This is a genomic window from Streptomyces sp. NPDC057486 (assembly GCF_042802415.1).
GTDB lineage: Bacteria > Actinomycetota > Actinomycetes > Streptomycetales > Streptomycetaceae > Streptomyces > Streptomyces yanii.
In genome coordinates this window covers 1-20,229 of the sequence record NZ_JBHVEE010000070.1, presented here as the reverse complement: position 1 = coordinate 20,229, position 20,229 = coordinate 1, and the positions used below count along the sequence as shown (strand labels likewise).

The following is a 20,229-nucleotide window of genomic DNA, read 5'->3' as shown; positions in this document are numbered from 1 at the left end:
CGGCCCCGGTACCTCCGGCCCGCTCAGAACCCGTGCCGCGACCCGCCGTCCACCGGCACCATGATCCCCGTCAGATACGACGCCGCGGGCGACAGCAGGAACGCCGCCGTCCGCCCGAACTCCTCCGGCGTGCCGTACCGGCGCAACGGAATCCGCGCCTCGGCCGCCGCACGCGAAGCCTCCGCATCGCCGGACAGCGAGTCCAGCTCCCGCACCCGGTCCGTGTCGATCCGGGCCGGCAGCACGCCCACCACACGGATGCCCCGTGGGCCGAGCTCGTCGGCCAGGGACTTGGCGAACCCGGCCAGTCCCGGACGCAGACCGTTCGAAATGGTCAGCCCGGCGATCGGCTCATGGACCGAGCCGGAGAGCACGAAGCCGATGACCCCGCCCTCGCCGAGCGCCGCGGCCGCCGTGCGCGCCAGTCGTACCGCGCCCAGGAACACCGAGTCGAACGCCGACTGCCACTGCTCGTCCGTGTTGTCGGCGACGAAGCCGGGCGCAGGTCCGCCGACGCTGATCAAAATGCCGTCGAGCCGCCCGAACCGCTCATGGGCGGCGTCCACCAGACGCTGCGCCGCGCCGGGCTCCCCGTTGTCGGCGGCCATGCCGACCACGTCCGGTCCCAGTTCGGCAGCGGCCGCCTCGACCCGCTTCCCGTCCCGCCCGGTGATGATCACCTTCGCGCCGTCCGCCACCAGCTCCCGCGCGGTGGCATGGCCCAGCCCCCGGGTCGCGCCGGTCACGATGTACACACGGTCCTTCAGTCCAAGATCCATGGGCCCTATCCTGCCGCGTCGGCATCCAGCATGTCGCACCCGGCCAGGGCAACGGCGGTACCCACCAGTCCGATGTGGCTGAACGCCTGCGGGAAGTTGCCCAGTTGCCGTCGTGCCACGGTGTCGTACTCCTCGGCGAGCAGCCCGACATCGTTGCGCAGCGCGAGGAGCCGCTCGAAGAGTTCCGTGGCTTCCTCGGTGCGCCCGGTCAGGCGCAACGCGTCCGCCAGCCAGAACGAGCACGCCAGGAACGCCCCTTCGCCGCCCGGCAGCCCGTCGATCGAGCCGCCGTCCGTGCTGTAGCGGCGGACCAGCCCGCCGCTGCCCAGCTCGGCCCGGACCGCGTCGACCGTCCCGACGATCCGCGGGTCGTCCGGCGGCAGGAAGCCGGTCCGGGCGATCAGCAGCGTCGCGGCGTCCAGCTCCCGGGAGCCGTACGACTGTGTGAACGTGTTCCGCACCGGGTCGTACCCCTTCTCGCACACCTCCCGGTGCACGGCGTCCCGCATCGCCCGCCATCGGCCGGCGTCCCCGGCCAGCGACGGGTTGGCCTCCAGGGTGCGCACCGCGCGGTCGGCGGCGACCCACGCCATCACCTTCGAGTGCACGAAGTGGCGGCGCTGGCCGCGGATCTCCCACAGCCCCTCGTCCGGCTCGCGCCAGGTGGACTCCAGGAAGCCGAGCAGGCTGAGCTGCAGGCTCCAGGCGTGCGGTTGGTCGGCCAGGCCCGCCTCACGCGCCAGTCGGAGCGAGTCGATGACCTCTCCGTACACGTCGAGCTGTCGCTGCCGGACCGCCGCGTTGCCGATCCGGACCGGGCTGGAGTTCCCGTATCCGCGCAGCCACGGCAGCTCCGCCTCGGGCAGCCGTCGTTCGCCCGACAGGCCGTACATGATCTGCAGGTCGGCCGGGTCCCCGGCGACGGCGCGCAGCAGCCAGTCCCGCCAGGCGGCGGCCTCCTCCACATAGCCGGCCGAGAGCATCGCGTTGAGCGCCAGGGTGGAGTCGCGCAGCCAGCAGAAGCGGTAGTCCCAGTTCCGTACCCCGCCGACCTCCTCCGGCAGCGAGGTGGTGGGGGCCGCCACGATGCCGCCGGTCGGAGCGAAGGTGAGCGCCTTGAGGGTGATCAGCGAGCGGATCACGGCCTCCCGGTACGGGCCCCGGTACTTGCAGCGGGCCGACCACTCGGCCCAGTCGGACAGGGTGTTCTTCAGCGCCTCGTGCGGATCGACGAGATCGGGGCGCGGCGAGTGCGAGGGATGCCAGGTCAGTACGAACGCCACCTGCTCGCCCACGGAGACGGAGAACGACGAGCAGGTGGAGAACTCCTGGCCCCACGTCTTGACCGGCGGCTCGCTGCGCAGCCAGACCGAGTCGGGTCCGGCGACCGCCACCCGGTGGCCCTGCGAGCGGCGCATCCACGGCACGATGGAGCCGAAGTCGAAGCGCAACCTGATCACGGAGGCCATGTCGACGGTGCCGCTGACCCCCTCGACGATCCGCATGACATCGGGTTCCCGGTCGCGCTGCGGCATGAAGTCGATGACCTTGACGGTGCCCGTGCGGGTCTCCCAGAACGTCTCCAGGACGAGGGAGTCGCCCACATAGCCGCGCCTGGTGCAGGTGTCCGCGCCCTTCGGCGCGATGCGCCAGTGGCCGTTGTCCTCGTCGCCGAGCAGGGCGGCGAAACAGGCGCCCGAGTCGAAGCGCGGCAGACAGAGCCAGTCCACAGAACCGTTCCTGCCGACCAGGGCGGCTGTCTGCAGATCGCCGATGAGGGCGTAGTCCTCGATGCGTGGGGTCACGTTCTGCCGTGTTCCCGAACCGGGGCCCTGTTAAGCAGCCGATGTCCCACAGGCGGCCGCATACCCGACATCACCGGCTCGTGAGCACGGTGGCGGGCCGTCGCCGTGCAGTCCGCTCAGGCAGTCGCGGGCGCGGCTTTCTCCGGCTGTTCCGGCTCCGGATCGCCTGTTCCCTCGGCCTCGGCCTTGGCCGCGGCGTCCAGCCGGTCGCGCTTCTCGCGCCGGGCCAGCACCACGTACCCCGCAGGGACACCGGCGGCGAACAGCCACCACTGGACCGCGTACGCCATGTGCGGACCGATGGAACTGTCGTCCGGCGCCTCGATCAGCTCCGGAACGTCGCCGGACGGTTCGGGTGCGGTCTGCTCGATGTACCCGCCGAGGACCGGCCGGGAGAGCGCCTTGGCCTGCTGGGCGCTGTTGATCAGCATCACCTGGCGGTCCGGCAGGTCCGACAGGTCCTTGATACCGCTGGTGCCCGTCGTCTCATCGGCCTTGAGCCGTCCCGTGACGGTCACCTCGCCCGTGGGCACGGCCGGGATGTCCGGGAAGGCGCGCTGGTCGTCGGCGGTGGGGATCCAACCCCGGTTGACCAGGACCGTACCGCCGCCCTTGAGGTCGAGCGGGATCAGTACGTGGAAGCCGACGCTGCCGTCGGTGGAGGTCCGGCGGCGCACGACGACCTCGTGCTTCGTGTCGTACGTCCCCGTGGCCGTCACCGCACGCCAGTAGTCGGAGCGCGGGACCGTGTGACCGGGGGAGGTGAGCGTGGCGACCGGAACCGGCTTCGCCTTCAGGTTGTGCGAGATCAGGGAGTTCTGCGCCACCCGGTGCTCATGCCGGTGGAGCTGCCAGAAGCCCAGCTCGACCATCGTGGGAATGAGGACGAGGGCGAGGAGGGCGAGGATCAGCCACTGCCGGGTCAACAGGAAGCGGTACACCCCATGACGGTACAACTGCGTCATGGGGTGCACCGCGGAGGGGGTGGCGGACGGGGCCGCGCGGACGGGGCTCAGACTTTGTCGACGATGCCCACCTTCCCCTCGGCGCGGGCGCAGTGCCCGCCGCAGAACCAGTGCCCGTCGACCTCGACGCCCTGGCCGATGACCTGGACCCGGCAGTGCTCGCAGATGGGTGCCATCCGGTGAATGGCGCAGGCGAAGCAGTCGAAGACATGCACCGCGCCCTGCGCGTGCACCTCGAACGACATGCCGTAGTCGTTTCCGCAAACCTCACAACGTGCCATGCGCCACAGGGTGGGACGCGGGGACCCCGGCGGCGAGCGGCGGACGGGCGAGTCGCCCCCGGTTCACTCCGATGACGGCGTCGGCAGAGCCGGGACCACGCGCGCCCCGGTCGTCGCCGACACCTCGGCCACATCCCTCAGCAGGTGGGTGAAGGCGCTCTCGTCCACGATCGGCGTGCCGAACGCCTTGGCCTTCACCGTCTTCGACGTCGCCGCGTCCGGGTCATTGGTGACCAGCAGGCTGGTCAGCCGGGAGACGCTGGTCGCCACATGCAGCCCGGCCTCGACCGCCCGGTCCTCCAGCAGCTCACGGTCGATGGAGGTGTCCCCGGAGAACGCCACGCGCATGCCCTGCATGAGTGGTTTGTCCTTGTCGTACCGCCCGGGGTTCGGATACGGGCAGGCAGGCCGCTTCCGGGAGGGGCGCCAACTGTTCCGGCTTCCGTACGAGGGCTGATAGCCGACCTTCGGGGTCACCGGGGAGTCCGACCACTCGGTCAGCGGGCGGCACTCCAGCAGGGGCAGCCGCACCCCGTCGCGCGCCGCCGCATGCAGACTCGGCCGGAACGCCTCGGCCAGCACCCGGGCGTCGTCCAGCGCGTGGTGTGCACGCTGCTGCACGACTCCGAAATGCGCGGCCAGCGACTCCAGCTTGTGGTTGGGCAGCGGCAGCCGCAGCTCCTTGGAGAGCGCGATCGTGCAGAGCCGCTGCTCGACCGGGGCGACGACCGCCGCGCGGGCGTACTCCCGGGCCAGCATCGACCAGTCGAAGGCGGCGTTGTGCGCGACCAGGACCCGGCCCGCGAGACGCTCCGACAGGGCGGCGGCGACCTCCGGGAAGAGCGGGGCTCCCTCCAGGACATCGCTGGTCAGCCCGTGGATCCAGACGGGGCCGGGATCCCGCTCCGGGTTGACGAGGGTGTACCAGTGGTCCTCGACATTGCCCTGCGCGTCCAGCCGGTAGACGGCAGCGGAGATTATCCGGTCGTCGCGGGCGAGTCCGGTGGTCTCCACGTCGACGACCGCATACCCCTGCGGGTAGGCGGTCGGCCACGGTGCTGCGGTCTGGGGGTCGTCGAGCATGGTCACAGAGAATACGGGCCGGTACTGACAGTCCCCTATCCGGGAGCCCTCTGTTCGACCGGTCCGGGGCAAAGCTTGCCGGGAGGGGCACTAGGTCCCGCTGTCCGCCAGCAGCCCGTTCACCAGCGCGCGCACGGACGCCGTGAACAGCCGGTCCTGGTCGGCGGGCCCGGCCAGTGCCCGGGCCAGCGCCGGGTCGTGCCGGTCGCCGACCTTCCCGTACGCCGGCTGATCGAACTGACCATCGGTGAGAAGACCAGCGACCAGCAGGGCAGGGCCGTCGAACGGGTGAGTGCCGAGGCGCTGCTGCCGTACATCCACCAGCGCTACGACGACCCGCAGCAGATCCACGACGGTCCGCCGAAGGGGAGCGTCCGATGAGGCTGGAGCAGGGGCAGGTCGCCGTCGTCACCGGCGCGGCGAGCGGCATCGGGCTCGCCATGGCCCGCAGGTTCGCGGCCGAGGGGCTGAACGTCGTCCTCGCCGATGTGGAGGAGAGCGCGCTCGACAAGGCTGCGGGCGAGCTGCGCGAGGACGGTTGCGAGCTGGTGTCGGTTTGCTGCATTGAAGTGAGTTGTGGTGAGTGGGAGTGAGTCCTGTCGGTGGGTGTGCGGGGTGGGAACGGGGGTTCTGGGGCCGAATGGGTGACCTTGGCGGCTGCTGCTCGTTGGGCTGGGTGGCAGGTTCCCAGTCGTGAGAGAGGGGGTGATGTGGTGGGTGGTTTACGGGAGTTGGCGGAACCGTTTGTGGTGCCCGGGCCTTGCGGGGTGGCGGTCCGGGACCGTCTCAAGCACCTCACGCCCCAGGACGAGAAAGTCCTCCGCCTGGTCGGTGAGCACCAGGGCCGTCTGGCCTCGCGTGACCTGAAGGCCCGTTGTGCGGATGGTCTGGAGCACGGTCCGGAGACCTGGGCGTCGCGCAAGCGGGACCTGACGAAGGAGTTGTCGTCGCGGATCGCGGGTGCGATCACCAAGGCCACGCACGATCAGTGGGCGCTCGCCCGGCGTTGCCAGGGCGCGCACATCCAGACGCTGGAAGCCGGGATCAGGACGCTGCGGCACCGCCTGTCCCTCCCGATCGGTGCGCCCGGCACCAAGCGGGCCCCGGGCGGCTACCGCTCCCGGGGTGAGTGGTTCCACAAGTCCCGCCGTCTCGCGGCGCTGGAAGCCCGGCACGCCGCCGCGGTCCGTGACCGGCAGGCCGGAAGGGTCCGGGTCGTACGGGGCAGCAAGCGTCTCCTCAACACCCGCCACCACCTCGCCGACGCCCACCTCACCGAAGACCGGTGGCGGGAACGCTGGGAAGCGGAACGCTGGTTCATCGACGCCGACGGCGAGTCCGGGAAAAGGTTCGGGAACGAAACCATCCGCGTCACCGACACCGGCGAAGTGTCGATCAAGCTGCCCGCCCCGCTCGCGCACCTGGCCAACGCCCCGCACGGTCGGTACACCCTCGCCTCCACCGTCGCGTTTGCGCACCGTGGCGTGGAGTGGGCCGACCGTATCGCCGCGAACCGGGCCGTCGCCTACCGCATCCACCTCGACGTGGACCGTGGCCGCTGGTACCTCACCGCGTCCTGGCAACGCCCCGTCGTGCAGACCGTCCCGCTGGAGACTGCCCGCGCCCGGGGCATGATCGGCGTCGACGCCAACGCCGATCACTTCGCCGCCTACCACCTCGACCCACACGGCAACCCCATCGGCGACCCCCGCCACTTCCCCTACGACCTCTCCGGCACCGCCGATCACCGCGACGCCCAGATCCGCCATGCCCTGACCCAGTTGTTGCACTGGGCCAAGCAGGCCGGTGGCGCCGCGATCGCCATTGAGGACCTCGACTTCATCTCCGAGAAGACCCGCGAAAGACATGGCCGCAGGAAACGCTTCCGCCAGCTCATCTCCGGCATCCCGACTGGCAAACTCAAGGCCCGGCTGGTCTCCATGGCCGCCGAACAGGGCCTGAGCATTGTCGCGGTCGACCCCGCCTACACCAGCATGTGGGGTGCCCAGCACTGGCAGAAACCGCTGGCCACCCCGCACCGCACGATGTCCCGTCACGATGCCGCCGGTATCGCGATCGGACGACGCGCCCTCGGGCACCCGGTCCGGCGTCGGACGGCACCGCCCCCACACGACCGGAGTGATCGTGCGGGGCATCGGACCGTCCAGGCCGAACCAGGCGCCCGGGGGTGTGAGGGAACCCGCCCACCCGCAACGGACCGGCCCCCCGGAGAGCCGTCGCCGAACGGGACGCGAACGCGGGAACCCAGCGCATCCAGAACCGTTCGGGATGCGCCCAGTACACATCAGTGGGTCCAGGACTCACTCATGCACACTGGCTAGAACGGTGAGACCATCCCCGGGTGACGGATACCCAGGCACACAGCGAACCGCACGGCAACGGACTGGGCGCGCGGCTGAACTGGCTGCGCGCCGCGGTCCTCGGTGCCAACGACGGCGTGGTCTCCACCGCGGGCCTCGTCGTCGGTGTCGCCGGAGTCACCAACGACCGCGGCGCCCTGCTGACAGCGGGCCTGGCCGGGCTGCTGGCCGGTTCGATGTCGATGGCGGCGGGCGAATACGTATCGGTCTCCACCCAGCGCGACTCGGAACAGGCTGCACTGGCCACGGAGAAACGCGAGCTGAAGGAGACCCCGGAGGCGGAACTCGTGGAACTGACCGGCCTGTTGGAGGGCAAGGGCCTCAGCCGTGAAGTCGCCCGCGAGGCCGCCCTCCAGCTCACCGACCGCGACGCGCTGCGCGCCCACGCGGAGGTGGAGCTGGGCATCAACCCGGACGCCCTGACGAACCCCTGGCACGCGGCGGGCGCCAGCTTCCTGGCGTTCACGGTGGGCGCCCTGCTGCCCCTGCTGGCGATCGTGCTGCCGCCGTCGTCCGTACGCCTGATCGTCACGGTCCTGGCGGTCCTGGCCGCGCTGGGGCTCACGGGGTGGTGGAGTGCACGGCTGGGCGACGCGACGGTGGGGCGCGCGATACTGCGGAACATGGGTGGGGGAGCGGTGGCCATGGCGGTGACCTATGGGGCGGGGGCGTTGCTGGGGGCGGTGGGGGTCTAGGACCTCTCGTGTGGAGGGCTGGACCATGCTGACCGCACCGGCGCGGGCGACCCGCCGCCTGCGGAGCCGCCGGCGAGCATGCTGTCGGAGCCGTTCCGCGGCGGCTCGGTTCTGACCGACGGCCCACCGTTCGGCTCCCCGGAACCGCGGCCGAGCCCGCTCTGCGGAGGCAATTCGGTTGCGCAGCGGCAGGTCACCCGGGCGAGGATGCCGCATGAGCAGAGAGACGGACGAGGTACGCGAAGCCATCGCGGGCGAACTGCGACTGATGGACCCCGACGTGCGCACATCACGATCGCGGGCCGGGAAGCTGCTGGATCCGGACTTCGTGGAGGTCGGCGCCTCGGGCCGGCGGTGGAGGTATGAGGACATGCTGGCCGCGCTGCCCGAGATGGACGGTGCGGCAGAGGACGGCCCGCGCTTCGAGCCCTCGGACATGACCGGTGTCCTGCTGGCACCCGGGCTGGTGCACCTCACCTACGAGACCGTGATCGGTGGAAGCCGGGCACGACGGAGTTCACTCTGGCGCAGGCGGAGTGGGAGCGCGACGTGGCAGATGTACTACCACCAGGCCACACCGATCCCGCCCGAGGCCACATGAGCGGAATCGTGCGAGGCCCCTCTTGGCAGAAGGTGCCAAAGGTTGCTGACATCGCGTCTCGCATACTTGTTGGTAACAACGTCTAGTCCCAGGCCGACCTGCAGCTCTACGGTGCTCGCATGGAGCCGAACCTGCCCGATGTCGTGCTGTGGTCCATACCGGCCTTCGTCCTGCTCACCGTTGTCGAGATGGTCAGCCACCGCATCCACCCCGACGAGGACGCCGCCGGGTACGAGACCAAGGACGCCGTCACCAGCGTCACCATGGGGCTCGGCAGCCTCGTCTTCGACCTGCTGTGGAAAGTGCCCATCGTGGCGATCTACACCGCGGTCTACGAGCTGACCCCGCTCCGCGTCCCCGTCCTGTGGTGGACGGTCCTGCTGATGCTGCTCGCGCAGGACTTCCTCTACTACTGGTCCCACCGCGGCCACCACGTCGTCCGGATCCTCTGGGCCTGCCATGTGGTCCACCACTCCAGCCGGAAGTTCAACCTCACCACCGCGCTGCGCCAGCCCTGGACCTCGCTGACCGTCTGGCCGTTCTATGTGCCGCTCGTCGCGTGCGGGGTCCATCCGGCGGCGCTGGCGTTCTGCTCCTCGGCCAATCTCGTCTACCAGTTCTGGGTCCACACCGAACGGATCGACAAGCTGCCCCGGCCCTTCGAGTACGTACTGAACACGCCCTCCCACCACCGGGTGCACCACGCGTCCCAGGGCGGCTATCTCGACCGGAACTTCGGCGGCATCCTGATCCTGTGGGACCGGCTCTTCGGTTCCTTCGCCGCCGAGACCGAGCAGCCGGTCTACGGGCTCACCAAGAACATCGCCACCCACAACCCGTTGCGCGTCGCGACCCACGAGTACGCCGCGATCGCCCGGGACGTACGGGCGGCGGAGAGCTGGGGCGAGCGGGCCGGGCGGGTCTTCCGCGGACCGGGGTGGCAGCCGGCGTCCAAGGCCTCCGCCACCGTCGTCCCCGTACCCGGTCGCACCGGATGAGCGCCGCCACGGTCGCCGATCAGCGGGCGCGCCTCGTACATCCCCTGCTCATCGCCTTCCTCGTCGCCTCCGCCGTCGATCTCATCGGTGTCCTCGCCGATGTAGGCGTCGCGCACCTCGTCGCCAAGCCGCTGCTCATGCCGCTGCTCGCCGGGTACGCCGCCGCCCGCCGCGGCCCCCGGCCGCTGATCGCCGCGCTGCTCTTCGGCTGGGGCGGCGACACGCTCCTGCTGCTGGACGCCGACGCCGCCTTCCTCATCGGCATGGGCTCCTTCGCCGCAGGTCATGTCTGCTATCTGTGGCTCTTCGGGCGGGCCCGGAGTTCCGTGCTGCCGGGCGTCGCGTATGCGGCCGTCCTGGCCGGCTTCCTCGTCGTGCTCTGGGGCGGGCTGCCCGCGGACCTGCGGATCCCGATGGCCGGGTACAGCCTGCTGCTCACCGCGATGGCCTACCGGTCCAGCACCTTCGGCCGGTACGCGGCCGTCGGCGGGGCGCTCTTCCTGCTCTCCGACGCGCTGATCGCCACCGGCATCGCCGACCTGCCCCAGCTGCCCGCCCCCGACTTCTGGATCATGCTCACCTACATCGCGGCGCAGTTCCTGCTGACCGTCGGAGCGCTTGCACCGGGTGCGAAATGGGCCGGTGTCGCCCCTGGGGCGTACCGTGAGCGGAGCACCAGCATCTGAGATCAGCAAGGACCCCCACGCATGCGCGCCACCGTCATCCACGCCCCCCACGACATACGTGTGCAGGAGGTGCCGGACCCGACGATCCAGCAGCCCACCGATGTGGTGCTGCGGGTCCTGCGGGCCTGTATCTGCGGCAGCGACCTGTGGGCGTACCGCGGCGAGTCCGCCCGGCAGCCCGGTCAGCGGATCGGCCACGAGTTCCTCGGGATCGTCGAGGAGGCGGGCCCGGAGGTCGCCGGATTCACGGTCGGCGACCTGGTCGTCGCCCCCTTCGTGTGGTCCGACGGCAGCTGCGAGTACTGCGCCGAAGGCCTGATGACGTCCTGCCCGCAGGGCGGCTTCTGGGGCTCGGTCGGCTCCGACGGCGGTCAGGGCGAGGCCGTCCGCGTCCCGTTCGCCGACGGCACACTGGTCAAGCTCCCGGCCGCCGCCGCGTCCGACGACCGGCTGCTCACGGCGCTCCTGGCCCTGTCCGACGTGCTGGGCACCGGCCACCACGCAGCCCTGGGCGCGGGCGTGAGGCCCGGCTCCACGGTCGCGGTCGTCGGGGACGGGGCGGTCGGCCTGTGCGGCGTCATGGCCGCCAAGCGGCTCGGCGCCGAGCGGATCATCGCGCTGGGCCGCCACCAGGTGCGTACGGACATCGCCCGCCGCTTCGGCGCCACGGACGTCGTCGCCGAGCGCGGCGAGGCGGCCGTCGCGGCCGTACGGGAACTGACCGGCGGCGCGGGCGCGCATGCCGTGATCGAGGCCGTCGGCACCGAGCAGTCGATGCGTACGGCGGTCGAGATCACCCGCGACGGCGGCTCGATCGGCTACGTCGGCGTGCCGCACGGCAGCGGTACCGGGCTGGATCTCGGCGTCATGTTCGACCGGAACATCGCCCTGCGCGGCGGCGTCGCCCCCGTGCGTGCGTACATTCCGGAACTGCTCCCCGACGTCCTGTCCGGCACGATCGACCCGTCGCCCGTCTTCGACCTCACCATCGGCCTCGACGAGGTCCCCGCGGGCTACCGGGCCATGGACGAGCGCAGGGCGCTGAAGGTCCTCATCAAGCCGTAGCGGACCAGGCAGTGAACCGTGCGGGCCCGGCGGACGGGACATGTCCGACGGGCCCGTCCAGGTCAGCGGGTTCCGGCGGTGGCAGCCGCGGTGACACCCCACACCGGGGAATCCGCGCCCAGCCGGCCCGGCGGGCGCGACCAGTCCGCCGGGCCGCCCGCGAAGGACACCGGCGGCAGGGCGTACCGCAGGCGTCCCATCGCGCTGTCAGTGGCGCCGAGGTGCTTCTCGGGGTCGTACGTCTCCGCGGCGCCGTCGGCCGACTGCTCCTGGAGGCCGTTGCACAGCCAGTGCGCCGTCTGCCCGAGCGCGAGCCGCAGCAGCCGCGAACCGCCTTCGTCGTGCTGCTCGGACAGCGCCCGCAGCACCCCCGCCGCCAGCAGGTACCCGGTGCCGTGGTCGAGGGCCTGCGCGGGCAGCGCGCCCGGTGCTCCCGCGCTTCCCTCCAGCGTCGCGACGCCGGTGGCCACCTGGACCAGGCTGTCGAAGCCGCGCCGCTCGTGCCACGGCCCGTACCGGCCCCACGCGGACACCTGCGCGAGGACCAGACCGGGACGGCGTACGGCGAGTGCCTCCGGAGTCAGGCCGTACGCCTCCAACGCACCCGGCCGGTATCCGGTGACCAGTACATCGGCGTCGGCCAGCAGTTCCTCGAACGTCGCCCGCCCGGCCCGGTCGCGCAGGTCCAGGGAGACCGACCGCTTGCCGAAGCCCGTGTCGTTGTGGGCGTCCTGACTCTCCGGCAGCTGCGGCGCGTCGATCCGCAGCACGTCCGCGCCCAGCAGCGCCAGCGTGCGGGTCGCGACCGGACCGGCGAGGACCCGGGTCAGGTCCAGGACCCTGAGCCCGGCGACGGGCAGCAGCGGCGAACCCGACAGCGGGGAGAGGCGGCGCGGCGTCATCGGGCCCGGCCCCTCGGTCCGTTCGAGCGTGAGCAGCGGGCGTGCGGCGATCGCGGCGCCCTGCTCGTGCGCCGCCCACTCCTCGCGGGTGCGCAGCGCGACCGAAAGACCGCCCGCGGCGTACACCGTCTCCTCGATCTCCGCCGACCGGCGCTCGGCGAGTACGGCCGCCACCGTGTCCACCCCGGCGTCGTCGGGCAGGCCGAGTGCGGTGAGCAACCGGGCTCGGTGGTGCGGGTAGTTGGCGTGGGTGCGCACCCAGCCGTCGGCCGTCCGCCAGAACCGGGACAGCGGGGCGAACGTCGTCGGCGCGCGCCCGTCGATCCGCAGATGCCGCTCGCTGAGGAACGCCGTGCCCACCGCCCCGTCGTCGACCAGGACCCGCGGTACGGGACCGGCGCCGCCCCGCACGCGGCGCGCCGCGAGTTCGGCGGCGGCCAGCGAACAGACCGCGACAGTGGAGCGGGCCAGCTCCAGGACGGGCAGCCGCGCGGGCAGTGCACCGGTGGGTCCGCCGAATCCGACACGGCCGAGAAGCGCGGGGTCACCGCCGAGAGCGGCCCAGGCCTGCTCCGTACCGGAGCTCTGTACGTGTGTCATGTCCGCACTATGGCACTGAGTGCCACTTTTACGTAAGGAAGGGCCGGGGACGCCCCGGCCCTTCCCGCTTTACGCCTCCCGACTACGTGCCGGTTACCTGCGGACCGCGTCCAGCGCGTCCACCACACCGGCACCGTAGAAGCCGTTGAGGTTCTTGGAACCCTCGCAGACGGCGTCGATCTTGCCGTCGTTGTTGATGTCGTACGGGGCGCCGCACGCGGTCGCGTCCGCCTGGGACATCAGCAGCGCCTTCACCGCGGCCGCCGGGGCGTGCGGGTGCGACGACTTGATCAGGGCCACCACGCCCGCGACATGCGGGGAGGCCATCGACGTACCGGCCTTGTAGCCGTACTTGCCGCCCGGCAGCGTCGACAGGATCAGACCGCTCGTGGCCGGCGGTGCGGGCGTCTGGTAGATCGTCGAGTCGCCGCCCGGGGCAGCCACATCGATGATCCCGTTACCGTAGTTGGAGTACGAGGCCTTCAGGCCCTTGGCGCCGGTCGCGGAGACCGTGACGACACCCGGCAGCATCGTCGGGATGTCGAGGCACTTCCGCGGGTCGATGGTCCGGGTCACCGGCGTGGTGTCGTTCGGGCTGGTCGAGTCCTCCAGCGCGTCGGCGGCCAGGTCCTGGCGGCTGTTGCCGGCCGCGGCGACGTTGACCGTGCCCTTGCGCTCCGCGTACCGGCTGGCGCGGGTGACCGCTTCCACCAGGGCGCCCTGGTCCGGGTCGTTCTTGCAGTTGAAGAGCCAGGGGTCGGTGTAATAACTGTTGTTCGTGACGTCGACGCCGTGTTCGGCGGCCCAGACGAAACCGCAGACGACGGCCTCGGTGTAGAAGAACCCGCTCGGGGTCGACACCTTGATACCCGCCACCTTCACGCCCGGCGCAACACCGGTCACGCCGATGCCGTTCTTCGCGGCGGCGATGGTGCCCGCGACGTGCGTGCCGTGGTCGCTCTCGCCGGTCTGCGGACGCCAGGCGCCGTCTGTCGTGTCCGGCGCGCCGCTCACACAGTTCGCCGACGCCCCGCGGTCGAAGTTCGGCGCCAGATCCGGGTGCGTGTCGTCGACACCCGTGTCGATGACCGCGACCGTGACGTTCCTGCTGCCCAGCGACACCTGGTGTGCCTTGTCCGCCTTGATGGCGGGCAGGTCCCACTGGAGGGGCTCCATCGGATCCTGGTCGCCCGTGGCCTCCGCGGCAGCGGTCCGAGCCTCCTCGGCGGAGAGCGGCTGCTCGACCCCGATGTCCTTGGTGGCCTGCGGAACGATGGGGTTGGTGCGGGTGGCCCCCGCCGACTCGACGCCCTCGACCCGGCGGATCGACTCCGCGAAGTCCGGGTTCTGCGAGTGGACGACGATGACGCCGATCTGCTCATAGGCGATCACCACCGTGCCGCCGGCCGCGGCTATCGCCTTCTTCACCTGCGCGACGGTGCCGTGACCAGCACGGGTGTTGACGACGTACGACAGCTTCGGGCCGTCAGTCGAGACCGCCGCCGTGGGCAGTCCGTCAGACGGGGCGGCGGATGCGGCGCTCGTCGGCAGGAAGCCGAGCGAGGCCGTGAGGGCCAATCCGACAGGCAGCGTCAGTACGCGGGTCCGTCTGGATCCCAGATGAGCCATGGGGTCTCCACATCATCCGTGTCAGCCGACCGGACACAGGGTGTGTCCGGCCGTGTGCATGAACGGTGAAGCTATCGCTGATCATCCGGCTCATCAATGAATTGGCGTCATTCAGTTCGAAATGTGGAGCGCGGCCGCCGAGCGACCACGGACTTCGACGTCACGAACAGCCCGACCAGCAGCTGCTCCAACACGTACGACATCCGTTCCGTCGGCACGTACGAGGCCGGGCATGTTCGTGAATGAGTCATGTCGGAGCTGGGCACGGGAACCCCACCTTGTGCACCAACGCGTTCAGGTGCTCGACGAGGGCGAGGACGCTCGGCAAGGGGATCCTCAGTCTTCGGAGCATCAATCAGGGAGGACGACTGTGAGCCGGGGCGGACGGACTTCAGGCGTGTTGCCGGCGGCAGCCGCATGCTCGGCCACCGGTAATACCGACGGGGAGGAGTCCTGCGCCATTCAGTTCACGTACCGGGACCGGCCACGAGTTCCTTGGGATCGTCGAGGAGGCGCGCCACCGGGCGACGGGCGAGCGCACGGCGCTGAAGATGCTCGTCATGCCATGACGCCATGACGACGGGGCCGGACGGGAAGTGCTTCCCGTCCGGCCCCGGTTGCGCAGAGGTGCGGAGCAGACTACTTGACGGCGTTCAGGGCGTTGACGATGCCGTGGCCGTAGTAGCCGTTCACCTTGCTGTCGCCCTTGCAGGTCGTCGCGTCGACCAGCTGGCCGGCCGAGTTGTAGACCTTGGACGGGCAACCCGGGTTGACGGCCTGGGCCTTCAGCAGCTCCTGCAGCTGCGCCGGCGTGGCCTTCGGGTGCGTGCTCTTCAGCAGGGCCGCGACGCCCGCGACATGCGGGGTGGCCATCGAGGTGCCCTGCTTGTAGCCGTACTGGCCGTTCAAGACCGTCGAGAGCACACGGCCGTTGGCGTCCGGGGTGGCCGGGACCTGCCACCTGTCGCCGCCGGGGGCGGACACGTCGGCGACGCCCAGACCGAAGCTGGAGTAGTACGACTTGAAGCCCTTGACGCCGGTCGCGGAGACCGTGACGACGCCCGGCAGCTGGGTCGGGATGTCGAAGCACTTGTGCGGGTCCACGGTGCGCGGTCCCGGGGTGGTGTCGTTCGGGCTGGACGGGTCGAGGATCTCGTGCGACGCCAGGTCGTAGTTCTCGTTGCCGGCCGCGGCGACATTGAGGACGCCCTTGCGCTCGGCGTACTTCGTGGCGCGGGTGAGGGCGTCGAGCAGAGCCTTCTGGTCCGGGTCGTCCTGGCAGTTGAAGTACCAGGGGTCGACGTAGTAGCTGTTGTTGGTGACCTCGATGCCGTGCTCGGCGGCCCAGACGAAGCCGCAGACGACCGCCTCGGTGTAGAAGAGGCTGGTGCCGGGCTCACTGACCTTGATGCCGGCCACCTTGACACCGGGGGCGACACCGGTGACGCCGATGCCGTTGCGGGCGGCGGCGATCGTCCCGGCGACATGCGTGCCGTGGTCACTGCCGTCGGTGTACGGACGCCAGGCGCCCTCGGTCGTGTCGGCCACGCCGCCGACGCAGTTCGCCGACTGCTCCCTGGAGAAGTTCGCCTTGAGGTCCTCATGGGTGTCGTCGACACCTGTGTCGATCACGCCGACGGTGACCGAGGCGCTGCCATCGTTGATCTTGCTGGCCTCGTCGGCCTGGATGGCGCGCATGTCCCACTGGTTGGGCTCCAGCGGCTCCTGGCCCGGGCCCGCGGCCGCGGCGGCCTTCGCGGCCTCCTCGGCGGTCAGCAGCTCGGTGCTGCCCTCCTCGGTCGTGGCGACGGACCGGAGAGGGGCGGTGCGAGTAGCACCGGCCGACTCGACGCCCGGGGTGTTGCGAATGGCCTTCGCGAAGTCGGGGTTCGAGGAGTGGACGACGATCACGCCTATGCGGTCGTGCGACGTCACGATCGTCCCGCCGGCCGCGGCTATCGCTCGGCGCACCACACCCGTGCTGTGCACAGGGGTGGTGTTGACGACGTACGACAGCTTCGGGCCGTCAGTCGAGACCGCCGCCGTGGGCACTCCGTCAGACGGAGCGGCGGATGCGGCACTCGTCGGCAGGAAGCCGAGCGAGGCCGTGAGGGCCAATCCGACGGGCAGCGTCAGTACGCGGGTCCGTCTGGATCCCAGATGAGCCATGGGGTCTCCACATCATCCTGTCAGCCGACCGGACACGGGATGTGTCCGGTCGTGTGCATGAACGGTGAAGCTATCGCTGATCATCCTGCACATCAATGAATTGACGTCATTCAGTTCGAGGGGTGCCGTCGACGGGTGAAGCGGAGAAGTGGCAACTCGCGGTGAACCGCTTCGCCGCGCCCCACGTGCCGTTGTCAGGGGGAGTCGCACCACCAACCCCCGACATCGAAATTCTGTTGTGAAATCCACCGCCCCCACCACCGCACCCGCGTCGCGAGGAGAATCCGTGGCTACCGATGCATCGCCGCCCAAAGCCGGCCCGGACACCGGCCCTGCCCAGCCCACGACAGAACGGTTCGTCGAGGTCCAGGAGAGCGCGGAGTTCGCCGAACTGCGCCGCGCCCACCGCTCGTTCGCCTTCCCGCTGACCATCGCGTTCGTGCTCTGGTACCTGCTCTACGTGCTGCTGTCGAACTACGCCGGCGGCTTCATGGGCACCAAGGTGTACAGCAACATCAACGTGGCCTTCGTGTTCGGCCTCGCCCAGTTCGCCACCACCTTCCTCATCGCCTGGTTCTACGCGCGGCACGCCGCGGCGAAGCTCGACCCCAAGGCCGAGGCCATCAAGTCCCGTATGGAGGCCGACGCATGAGCGCCGCGTACCACTCGCACCCCGTGATCCAGCTCGCCGCCTCGTCCACCGCCGAGCACCGGCCACTGATCATCACGCTCTTCGCGGTCTTCGTCGCCGCGACCCTGGGCATCACCGTCTGGGCCGGCCGGCAGACCAGGAGCGCCTCCGACTTCTACGCGGGCGGCCGCCAGTTCACCGCCTTCCAGAACGGACTCGCGGTCTCCGGCGACTACATGTCCGCCGCCTCGTTCCTCGGTATCGCCGGTGCCATCGCCCTCTTCGGCTACGACGGCTTCCTCTACTCGATCGGCTTCCTCGTCGCCTGGCTGGTCGCCCTGCTGCTCGTCGCGGAACCGCTGCGCAACTCCGGCCGCTACACGATGGGCGACGTCCTCGCCTACCGGATGCGGCAGCGTCCGGTCCGTACCGCCGCGGGCGTCTCCACCATCGTCGTCTCGATCTTCTACCTGCTGGCGCAGATGGCGGGCGCGGGCGTGCTCGTCTCGCTGCTCCTCGGCATCACCAGCGACGCCGGAAAGATCCTCATCGTCGCGCTGGTCGGCATCCTGATGATCGTGTACGTCACCGTCGGCGGCATGAAGGGGACCACCTGGGTGCAGATGGTCAAGGCCGTCCTGCTCATCGCCGGTGCCCTCCTGATGACCTTCCTGGTGCTGCTCAAGTTCGACTTCAACGTCTCCGACCTGCTCGGCACGGCCGCCGAGAAGAGCGGTCACGGAGCGGCGTTCCTGGAGCCCGGCCTCAAGTACGGCGCCACCGGCACCTCGAAGCTGGACTTCCTCTCCCTCGGTATCGCCCTGGTCCTCGGCACCGCCGGACTCCCGCACATCCTGATCCGCTTCTACACGGTCCCGACCGCCAAGGCCGCCCGTAAGTCGGTGAACTGGGCCATCGGCATCATCGGCGCCTTCTACCTGATGACGATCGCGCTCGGATTCGGCGCCGCGGCGCTCATCGGCCCGGACGAGATCAAGGCGAAGAACCCGGCCGGCAACGCCGCGGCTCCGCAACTCGCCGAGTACCTCGGTGGTGTGGGCACGACGGGGGGAGCGGTACTGCTCGCCGTGATCTCCGCCGTCGCCTTCGCCACGATCCTCGCCGTCGTCGCGGGCCTCACCCTCGCCTCCTCGTCCTCCTTCGCCCACGACATCTACGCCAACGTCATCCGCAAGGGGAGGGCCACCGAGAAGGAGGAGATGCGCGCCGCCCGCTGGGCCACCGTCCTCATCGGCGCCGTCGCGATCATCCTCGGCGCCTTCGCCCGCGACATGAACGTCGCCGGCCTGGTGGCGCTCGCCTTCGCGGTCGCGGCCTCCGCCAACCTCCCGACTCTCCTCTACAGCCTCTTCTGGAAGCGGTTCAACACCCAGGGCGCCCTCTGGTCGATCTACGGCGGTCTGGCCAGCTCGGTGATCCTGGTGCTGTTCTCGCCGGTCGTCTCGGGCAACGCGAAGACATCGATGTTCAAGGGCGTCGACTTCGCCTGGTTCCCGCTGGAGAACCCCGGCCTGATCTCCATCCCGCTGGGCTTCCTGCTCGGCTGGCTCGGCTCCCTCCTCTCGAAGGAGGAGCCGGACAAGGGCAAGTACGCCGAGCTGGAGGTCAAGTCGCTCACCGGCGTCGGTGCCCACTGACGAGAGGGAACCAATCGAAAAGTTCGAGCCACGCACCACGCTGTTCCCGCGGCCGCGTCGTAGAGTCCTACGACGCGGCCGCGCCGCACCTCGTGGCAATCGGGCCACCTGCGTGCCGCAGGTCTCGCGTAGTCTCAAAGGAGTCAGATCCGCAACCGGGGATCCACCGGGGGAGGGGGCACCATGCTCATCGACACCTACGATCGCGTCGCCACCGACCTGCGTGTCTCGCTGACCGACCGCTGCAACCTCCGGTGCACCTACTGCATGCCCGAAGAGGGACTGCAGTGGCTGGCCAAGCCGGACCTGCTGAGCGACGACGAGATCGTCCGGCTCGTCCGCATCGCCGTCACCCAGTTGGGGATCACGGAAGTCCGCTTCACCGGCGGCGAGCCGCTGCTGCGTCCCGGTCTCGTCTCCGTCGTCGAGCAGTGCGCGGCGCTGACGCCCCGCCCGAAGATGTCGCTGACCACCAATGGCATCGGGCTGAAGCGCACAGCGGCCGCCCTCAGGTCCGCCGGACTGGACCGGGTCAATGTCTCCCTGGACACCCTGCGCCCCGACGTCTTCAAGACCCTCACCCGACGCGACCGCCACCACGACGTGCTGGCGGGTCTCGAAGCCGCCCACGACGCAGGCCTCACCCCGGTCAAGGTCAACGCCGTGCTGATGCCGGGGCTCAACGACGACGAGGCCCCCGACCTGCTCGCCTGGGCCGTGGAGCACGGATACGAGCTCCGTTTCATCGAGCAGATGCCGCTCGATGCCCAGCACGGCTGGAAGCGCGACGGCATGATCACGGCAGGCGACATCCTCGCCTCGCTGCGCACCCGCTTCGCCCTCACCGCCGAGGGCGAGGACGAGCGCGGCTCCGCCCCCGCCGAGCGTTGGCTCGTCGACGGCGGACCCCACCGGGTCGGCGTCATCGCCTCCGTCACCCGCCCGTTCTGCCGGGCCTGCGACCGCACCCGGCTCACCGCCGACGGCCAGGTGCGCACCTGCCTGTTCGCCCGCGAGGAGACCGACCTGCGCGGCGCGCTGCGGTCCGAGGCCCCGGACGAGGAGATCGCCCGGATCTGGCGTCTCGCGATGTGGGGAAAAAAGGCCGGATCCGGTCTGGACGATCCGTCGTTCCTGCAGCCCGACCGCCCGATGTCGGCGATCGGCGGCTAGTGCTGCGACCGGCAATGTTTGCCGGGAGGGGCACTAGGTGTTCTGTCCACGGAGGTTGGTGACAGGGTTCACGGCTGATTGGTCTTGAAATGGGTGAGGGCCTTCTGGCCTGGTGTGGATTGCGACAT

18 protein-coding genes and 3 pseudogenes are annotated in these 20,229 nt (G+C 70.3%); 12 read left to right on the top strand and 9 right to left on the bottom strand.

The annotated features are described in order from the left end of the window. Positions 1-23: 23 nt before the first annotated feature. From ACFU6I_RS28375 to ACFU6I_RS28350, 6 genes and pseudogenes are all read right to left on the bottom strand, one after another. A complete protein-coding gene (locus ACFU6I_RS28375; protein ID WP_384371803.1) occupies positions 24-779 on the bottom strand; it encodes an SDR family oxidoreductase in 756 nt (251 codons plus the stop codon). 5 nt (positions 780-784) lie between these two features. Then, positions 785-2,584: a glycoside hydrolase family 15 protein gene (locus ACFU6I_RS28370; protein WP_384371801.1), complete on the bottom strand. Its 1,800-nt coding sequence runs from the start codon at positions 2,582-2,584 to the stop codon at positions 785-787. Positions 2,585-2,700: 116 nt separating this feature from the next. Further along, positions 2,701-3,525, bottom strand: coding sequence for an SURF1 family protein (locus ACFU6I_RS28365; protein WP_384371841.1), 825 nt, complete (start codon positions 3,523-3,525; stop codon positions 2,701-2,703). Positions 3,526-3,596: 71 nt separating this feature from the next. Next, on the bottom strand, positions 3,597-3,830 hold the full coding sequence (locus ACFU6I_RS28360; RefSeq protein WP_026249933.1) for a hypothetical protein: 234 nt from the start codon (positions 3,828-3,830) through the stop codon (positions 3,597-3,599). 63 nt (positions 3,831-3,893) lie between these two features. Next, on the bottom strand, positions 3,894-4,919 hold the full coding sequence (locus tag ACFU6I_RS28355) for a DEDDh family exonuclease (RefSeq protein ID WP_384371800.1): 1,026 nt from the start codon (positions 4,917-4,919) through the stop codon (positions 3,894-3,896). Between the two features lie 84 nt (positions 4,920-5,003). Next, positions 5,004-5,117, bottom strand: a pseudogene (locus tag ACFU6I_RS28350) (TetR/AcrR family transcriptional regulator); the annotation flags it as partial. On the opposite strand from ACFU6I_RS28350, the pseudogene ACFU6I_RS28345 reads away from it, so the two are divergent. From ACFU6I_RS28345 to ACFU6I_RS28310, 8 genes and pseudogenes are all read left to right on the top strand, one after another. After that, positions 5,115-5,294 (top strand): annotated as a pseudogene (locus ACFU6I_RS28345) (acetoacetate decarboxylase); the annotation flags it as partial. The pseudogenes ACFU6I_RS28350 and ACFU6I_RS28345 overlap by 3 nt on opposite strands. Then, positions 5,291-5,467, top strand: a pseudogene (locus tag ACFU6I_RS28340) (SDR family NAD(P)-dependent oxidoreductase); the annotation flags it as partial. The pseudogenes ACFU6I_RS28345 and ACFU6I_RS28340, both read left to right, overlap by 4 nt. Before the next feature lie 159 nt (positions 5,468-5,626). Further along, a complete protein-coding gene (locus tag ACFU6I_RS28335) occupies positions 5,627-7,255 on the top strand; it encodes an IS200/IS605 family accessory protein TnpB-related protein (protein WP_384371799.1) in 1,629 nt (542 codons plus the stop codon). A gap of 20 nt (positions 7,256-7,275) precedes the next feature. Continuing rightward, positions 7,276-7,989 carry a VIT family protein gene (locus tag ACFU6I_RS28330; protein WP_384371797.1) on the top strand — a complete coding sequence of 238 codons (714 nt, stop codon included), beginning with the start codon at positions 7,276-7,278 and terminating at the stop codon, positions 7,987-7,989. A 214-nt stretch (positions 7,990-8,203) separates the two neighbouring features. Beyond that, positions 8,204-8,590 carry a DUF4440 domain-containing protein gene (locus tag ACFU6I_RS28325; protein ID WP_384371795.1) on the top strand — a complete coding sequence of 129 codons (387 nt, stop codon included), beginning with the start codon at positions 8,204-8,206 and terminating at the stop codon, positions 8,588-8,590. A 119-nt stretch (positions 8,591-8,709) separates the two neighbouring features. Continuing rightward, positions 8,710-9,588 carry a sterol desaturase family protein gene (locus tag ACFU6I_RS28320; protein WP_384371793.1) on the top strand — a complete coding sequence of 293 codons (879 nt, stop codon included), beginning with the start codon at positions 8,710-8,712 and terminating at the stop codon, positions 9,586-9,588. Continuing rightward, positions 9,585-10,274, top strand: a complete 690-nt coding sequence (locus ACFU6I_RS28315) for a lysoplasmalogenase (protein WP_384371791.1) — start codon at positions 9,585-9,587, stop codon at positions 10,272-10,274. Before ACFU6I_RS28320 ends, ACFU6I_RS28315 begins: the two co-directional genes overlap by 4 nt. A 21-nt stretch (positions 10,275-10,295) precedes the next feature. Continuing rightward, a complete protein-coding gene (locus ACFU6I_RS28310) occupies positions 10,296-11,339 on the top strand; it encodes a zinc-dependent alcohol dehydrogenase family protein (protein WP_384371789.1) in 1,044 nt (347 codons plus the stop codon). 62 nt (positions 11,340-11,401) lie between these two features. On the opposite strand, the gene ACFU6I_RS28305 is transcribed toward ACFU6I_RS28310, so the two are convergent. Together ACFU6I_RS28305 and ACFU6I_RS28300 are read right to left on the bottom strand one after the other, a co-directional pair. Further along, the gene (locus tag ACFU6I_RS28305) at positions 11,402-12,841 is read right to left on the bottom strand and encodes a CoA transferase (RefSeq protein ID WP_384371787.1); all 1,440 of its coding nucleotides are present in this window, start codon (positions 12,839-12,841) and stop codon (positions 11,402-11,404) included. A 93-nt stretch (positions 12,842-12,934) separates the two neighbouring features. Then, on the bottom strand, positions 12,935-14,470 hold the full coding sequence (locus ACFU6I_RS28300; RefSeq protein ID WP_384371786.1) for a S8 family serine peptidase: 1,536 nt from the start codon (positions 14,468-14,470) through the stop codon (positions 12,935-12,937). 123 nt (positions 14,471-14,593) lie between these two features. Here ACFU6I_RS28300 and ACFU6I_RS28295 point away from each other — a divergent pair, with 123 nt between their 5' ends. Continuing rightward, complete coding sequence (locus ACFU6I_RS28295; protein ID WP_384371784.1) at positions 14,594-14,716, top strand: hypothetical protein; 123 nt, start codon at positions 14,594-14,596, stop codon at positions 14,714-14,716. A 393-nt stretch (positions 14,717-15,109) separates the two neighbouring features. Here ACFU6I_RS28295 and ACFU6I_RS28290 read toward each other — a convergent pair whose 3' ends face one another. Beyond that, the gene (locus ACFU6I_RS28290) at positions 15,110-16,639 is read right to left on the bottom strand and encodes a S8 family serine peptidase (protein ID WP_384371782.1); all 1,530 of its coding nucleotides are present in this window, start codon (positions 16,637-16,639) and stop codon (positions 15,110-15,112) included. A gap of 286 nt (positions 16,640-16,925) precedes the next feature. Between ACFU6I_RS28290 and ACFU6I_RS28285 the strand changes: the two genes are divergently transcribed. From ACFU6I_RS28285 to moaA, 3 genes are all read left to right on the top strand, one after another. Continuing rightward, entirely contained in the window at positions 16,926-17,291 is a 366-nt protein-coding gene (locus tag ACFU6I_RS28285) for a DUF485 domain-containing protein (RefSeq protein WP_345513684.1), read from the top strand. Further along, positions 17,288-18,928, top strand: coding sequence for a cation acetate symporter (locus ACFU6I_RS28280; RefSeq protein ID WP_384371780.1), 1,641 nt, complete (start codon positions 17,288-17,290; stop codon positions 18,926-18,928). Before ACFU6I_RS28285 ends, ACFU6I_RS28280 begins: the two co-directional genes overlap by 4 nt. Positions 18,929-19,111: 183 nt before the next feature. Beyond that, positions 19,112-20,101, top strand: coding sequence for a GTP 3',8-cyclase MoaA (moaA, locus tag ACFU6I_RS28275; RefSeq protein ID WP_384371778.1), 990 nt, complete (start codon positions 19,112-19,114; stop codon positions 20,099-20,101). The last annotated feature ends 128 nt before the right edge of the window (positions 20,102-20,229 follow it).

Bases quoted from the DNA above. Each gene is read 5' to 3' on its own strand.
- ACFU6I_RS28325 (WP_384371795.1), top strand. From the start codon at position 8,204: ATGAGCAGAGAGACGGACGAGGTACGCGAAGCCATCGCGGGCGAACTG.
- moaA (WP_384371778.1), top strand. From the start codon at position 19,112: ATGCTCATCGACACCTACGATCGCGTCGCCACCGACCTGCGTGTCTCG.
- ACFU6I_RS28360 (WP_026249933.1), bottom strand. From the start codon at position 3,830: ATGGCACGTTGTGAGGTTTGCGGAAACGACTACGGCATGTCGTTCGAG.
- ACFU6I_RS28375 (WP_384371803.1), bottom strand. From the start codon at position 779: ATGGATCTTGGACTGAAGGACCGTGTGTACATCGTGACCGGCGCGACC.
- ACFU6I_RS28290 (WP_384371782.1), bottom strand. From the start codon at position 16,639: ATGGCTCATCTGGGATCCAGACGGACCCGCGTACTGACGCTGCCCGTC.
- ACFU6I_RS28315 (WP_384371791.1), top strand. From the start codon at position 9,585: ATGAGCGCCGCCACGGTCGCCGATCAGCGGGCGCGCCTCGTACATCCC.
- ACFU6I_RS28320 (WP_384371793.1), top strand. From the start codon at position 8,710: ATGGAGCCGAACCTGCCCGATGTCGTGCTGTGGTCCATACCGGCCTTC.
- ACFU6I_RS28280 (WP_384371780.1), top strand. From the start codon at position 17,288: ATGAGCGCCGCGTACCACTCGCACCCCGTGATCCAGCTCGCCGCCTCG.
- ACFU6I_RS28305 (WP_384371787.1), bottom strand. From the start codon at position 12,841: ATGACACACGTACAGAGCTCCGGTACGGAGCAGGCCTGGGCCGCTCTC.
- ACFU6I_RS28310 (WP_384371789.1), top strand. From the start codon at position 10,296: ATGCGCGCCACCGTCATCCACGCCCCCCACGACATACGTGTGCAGGAG.
- ACFU6I_RS28300 (WP_384371786.1), bottom strand. From the start codon at position 14,470: ATGGCTCATCTGGGATCCAGACGGACCCGCGTACTGACGCTGCCTGTC.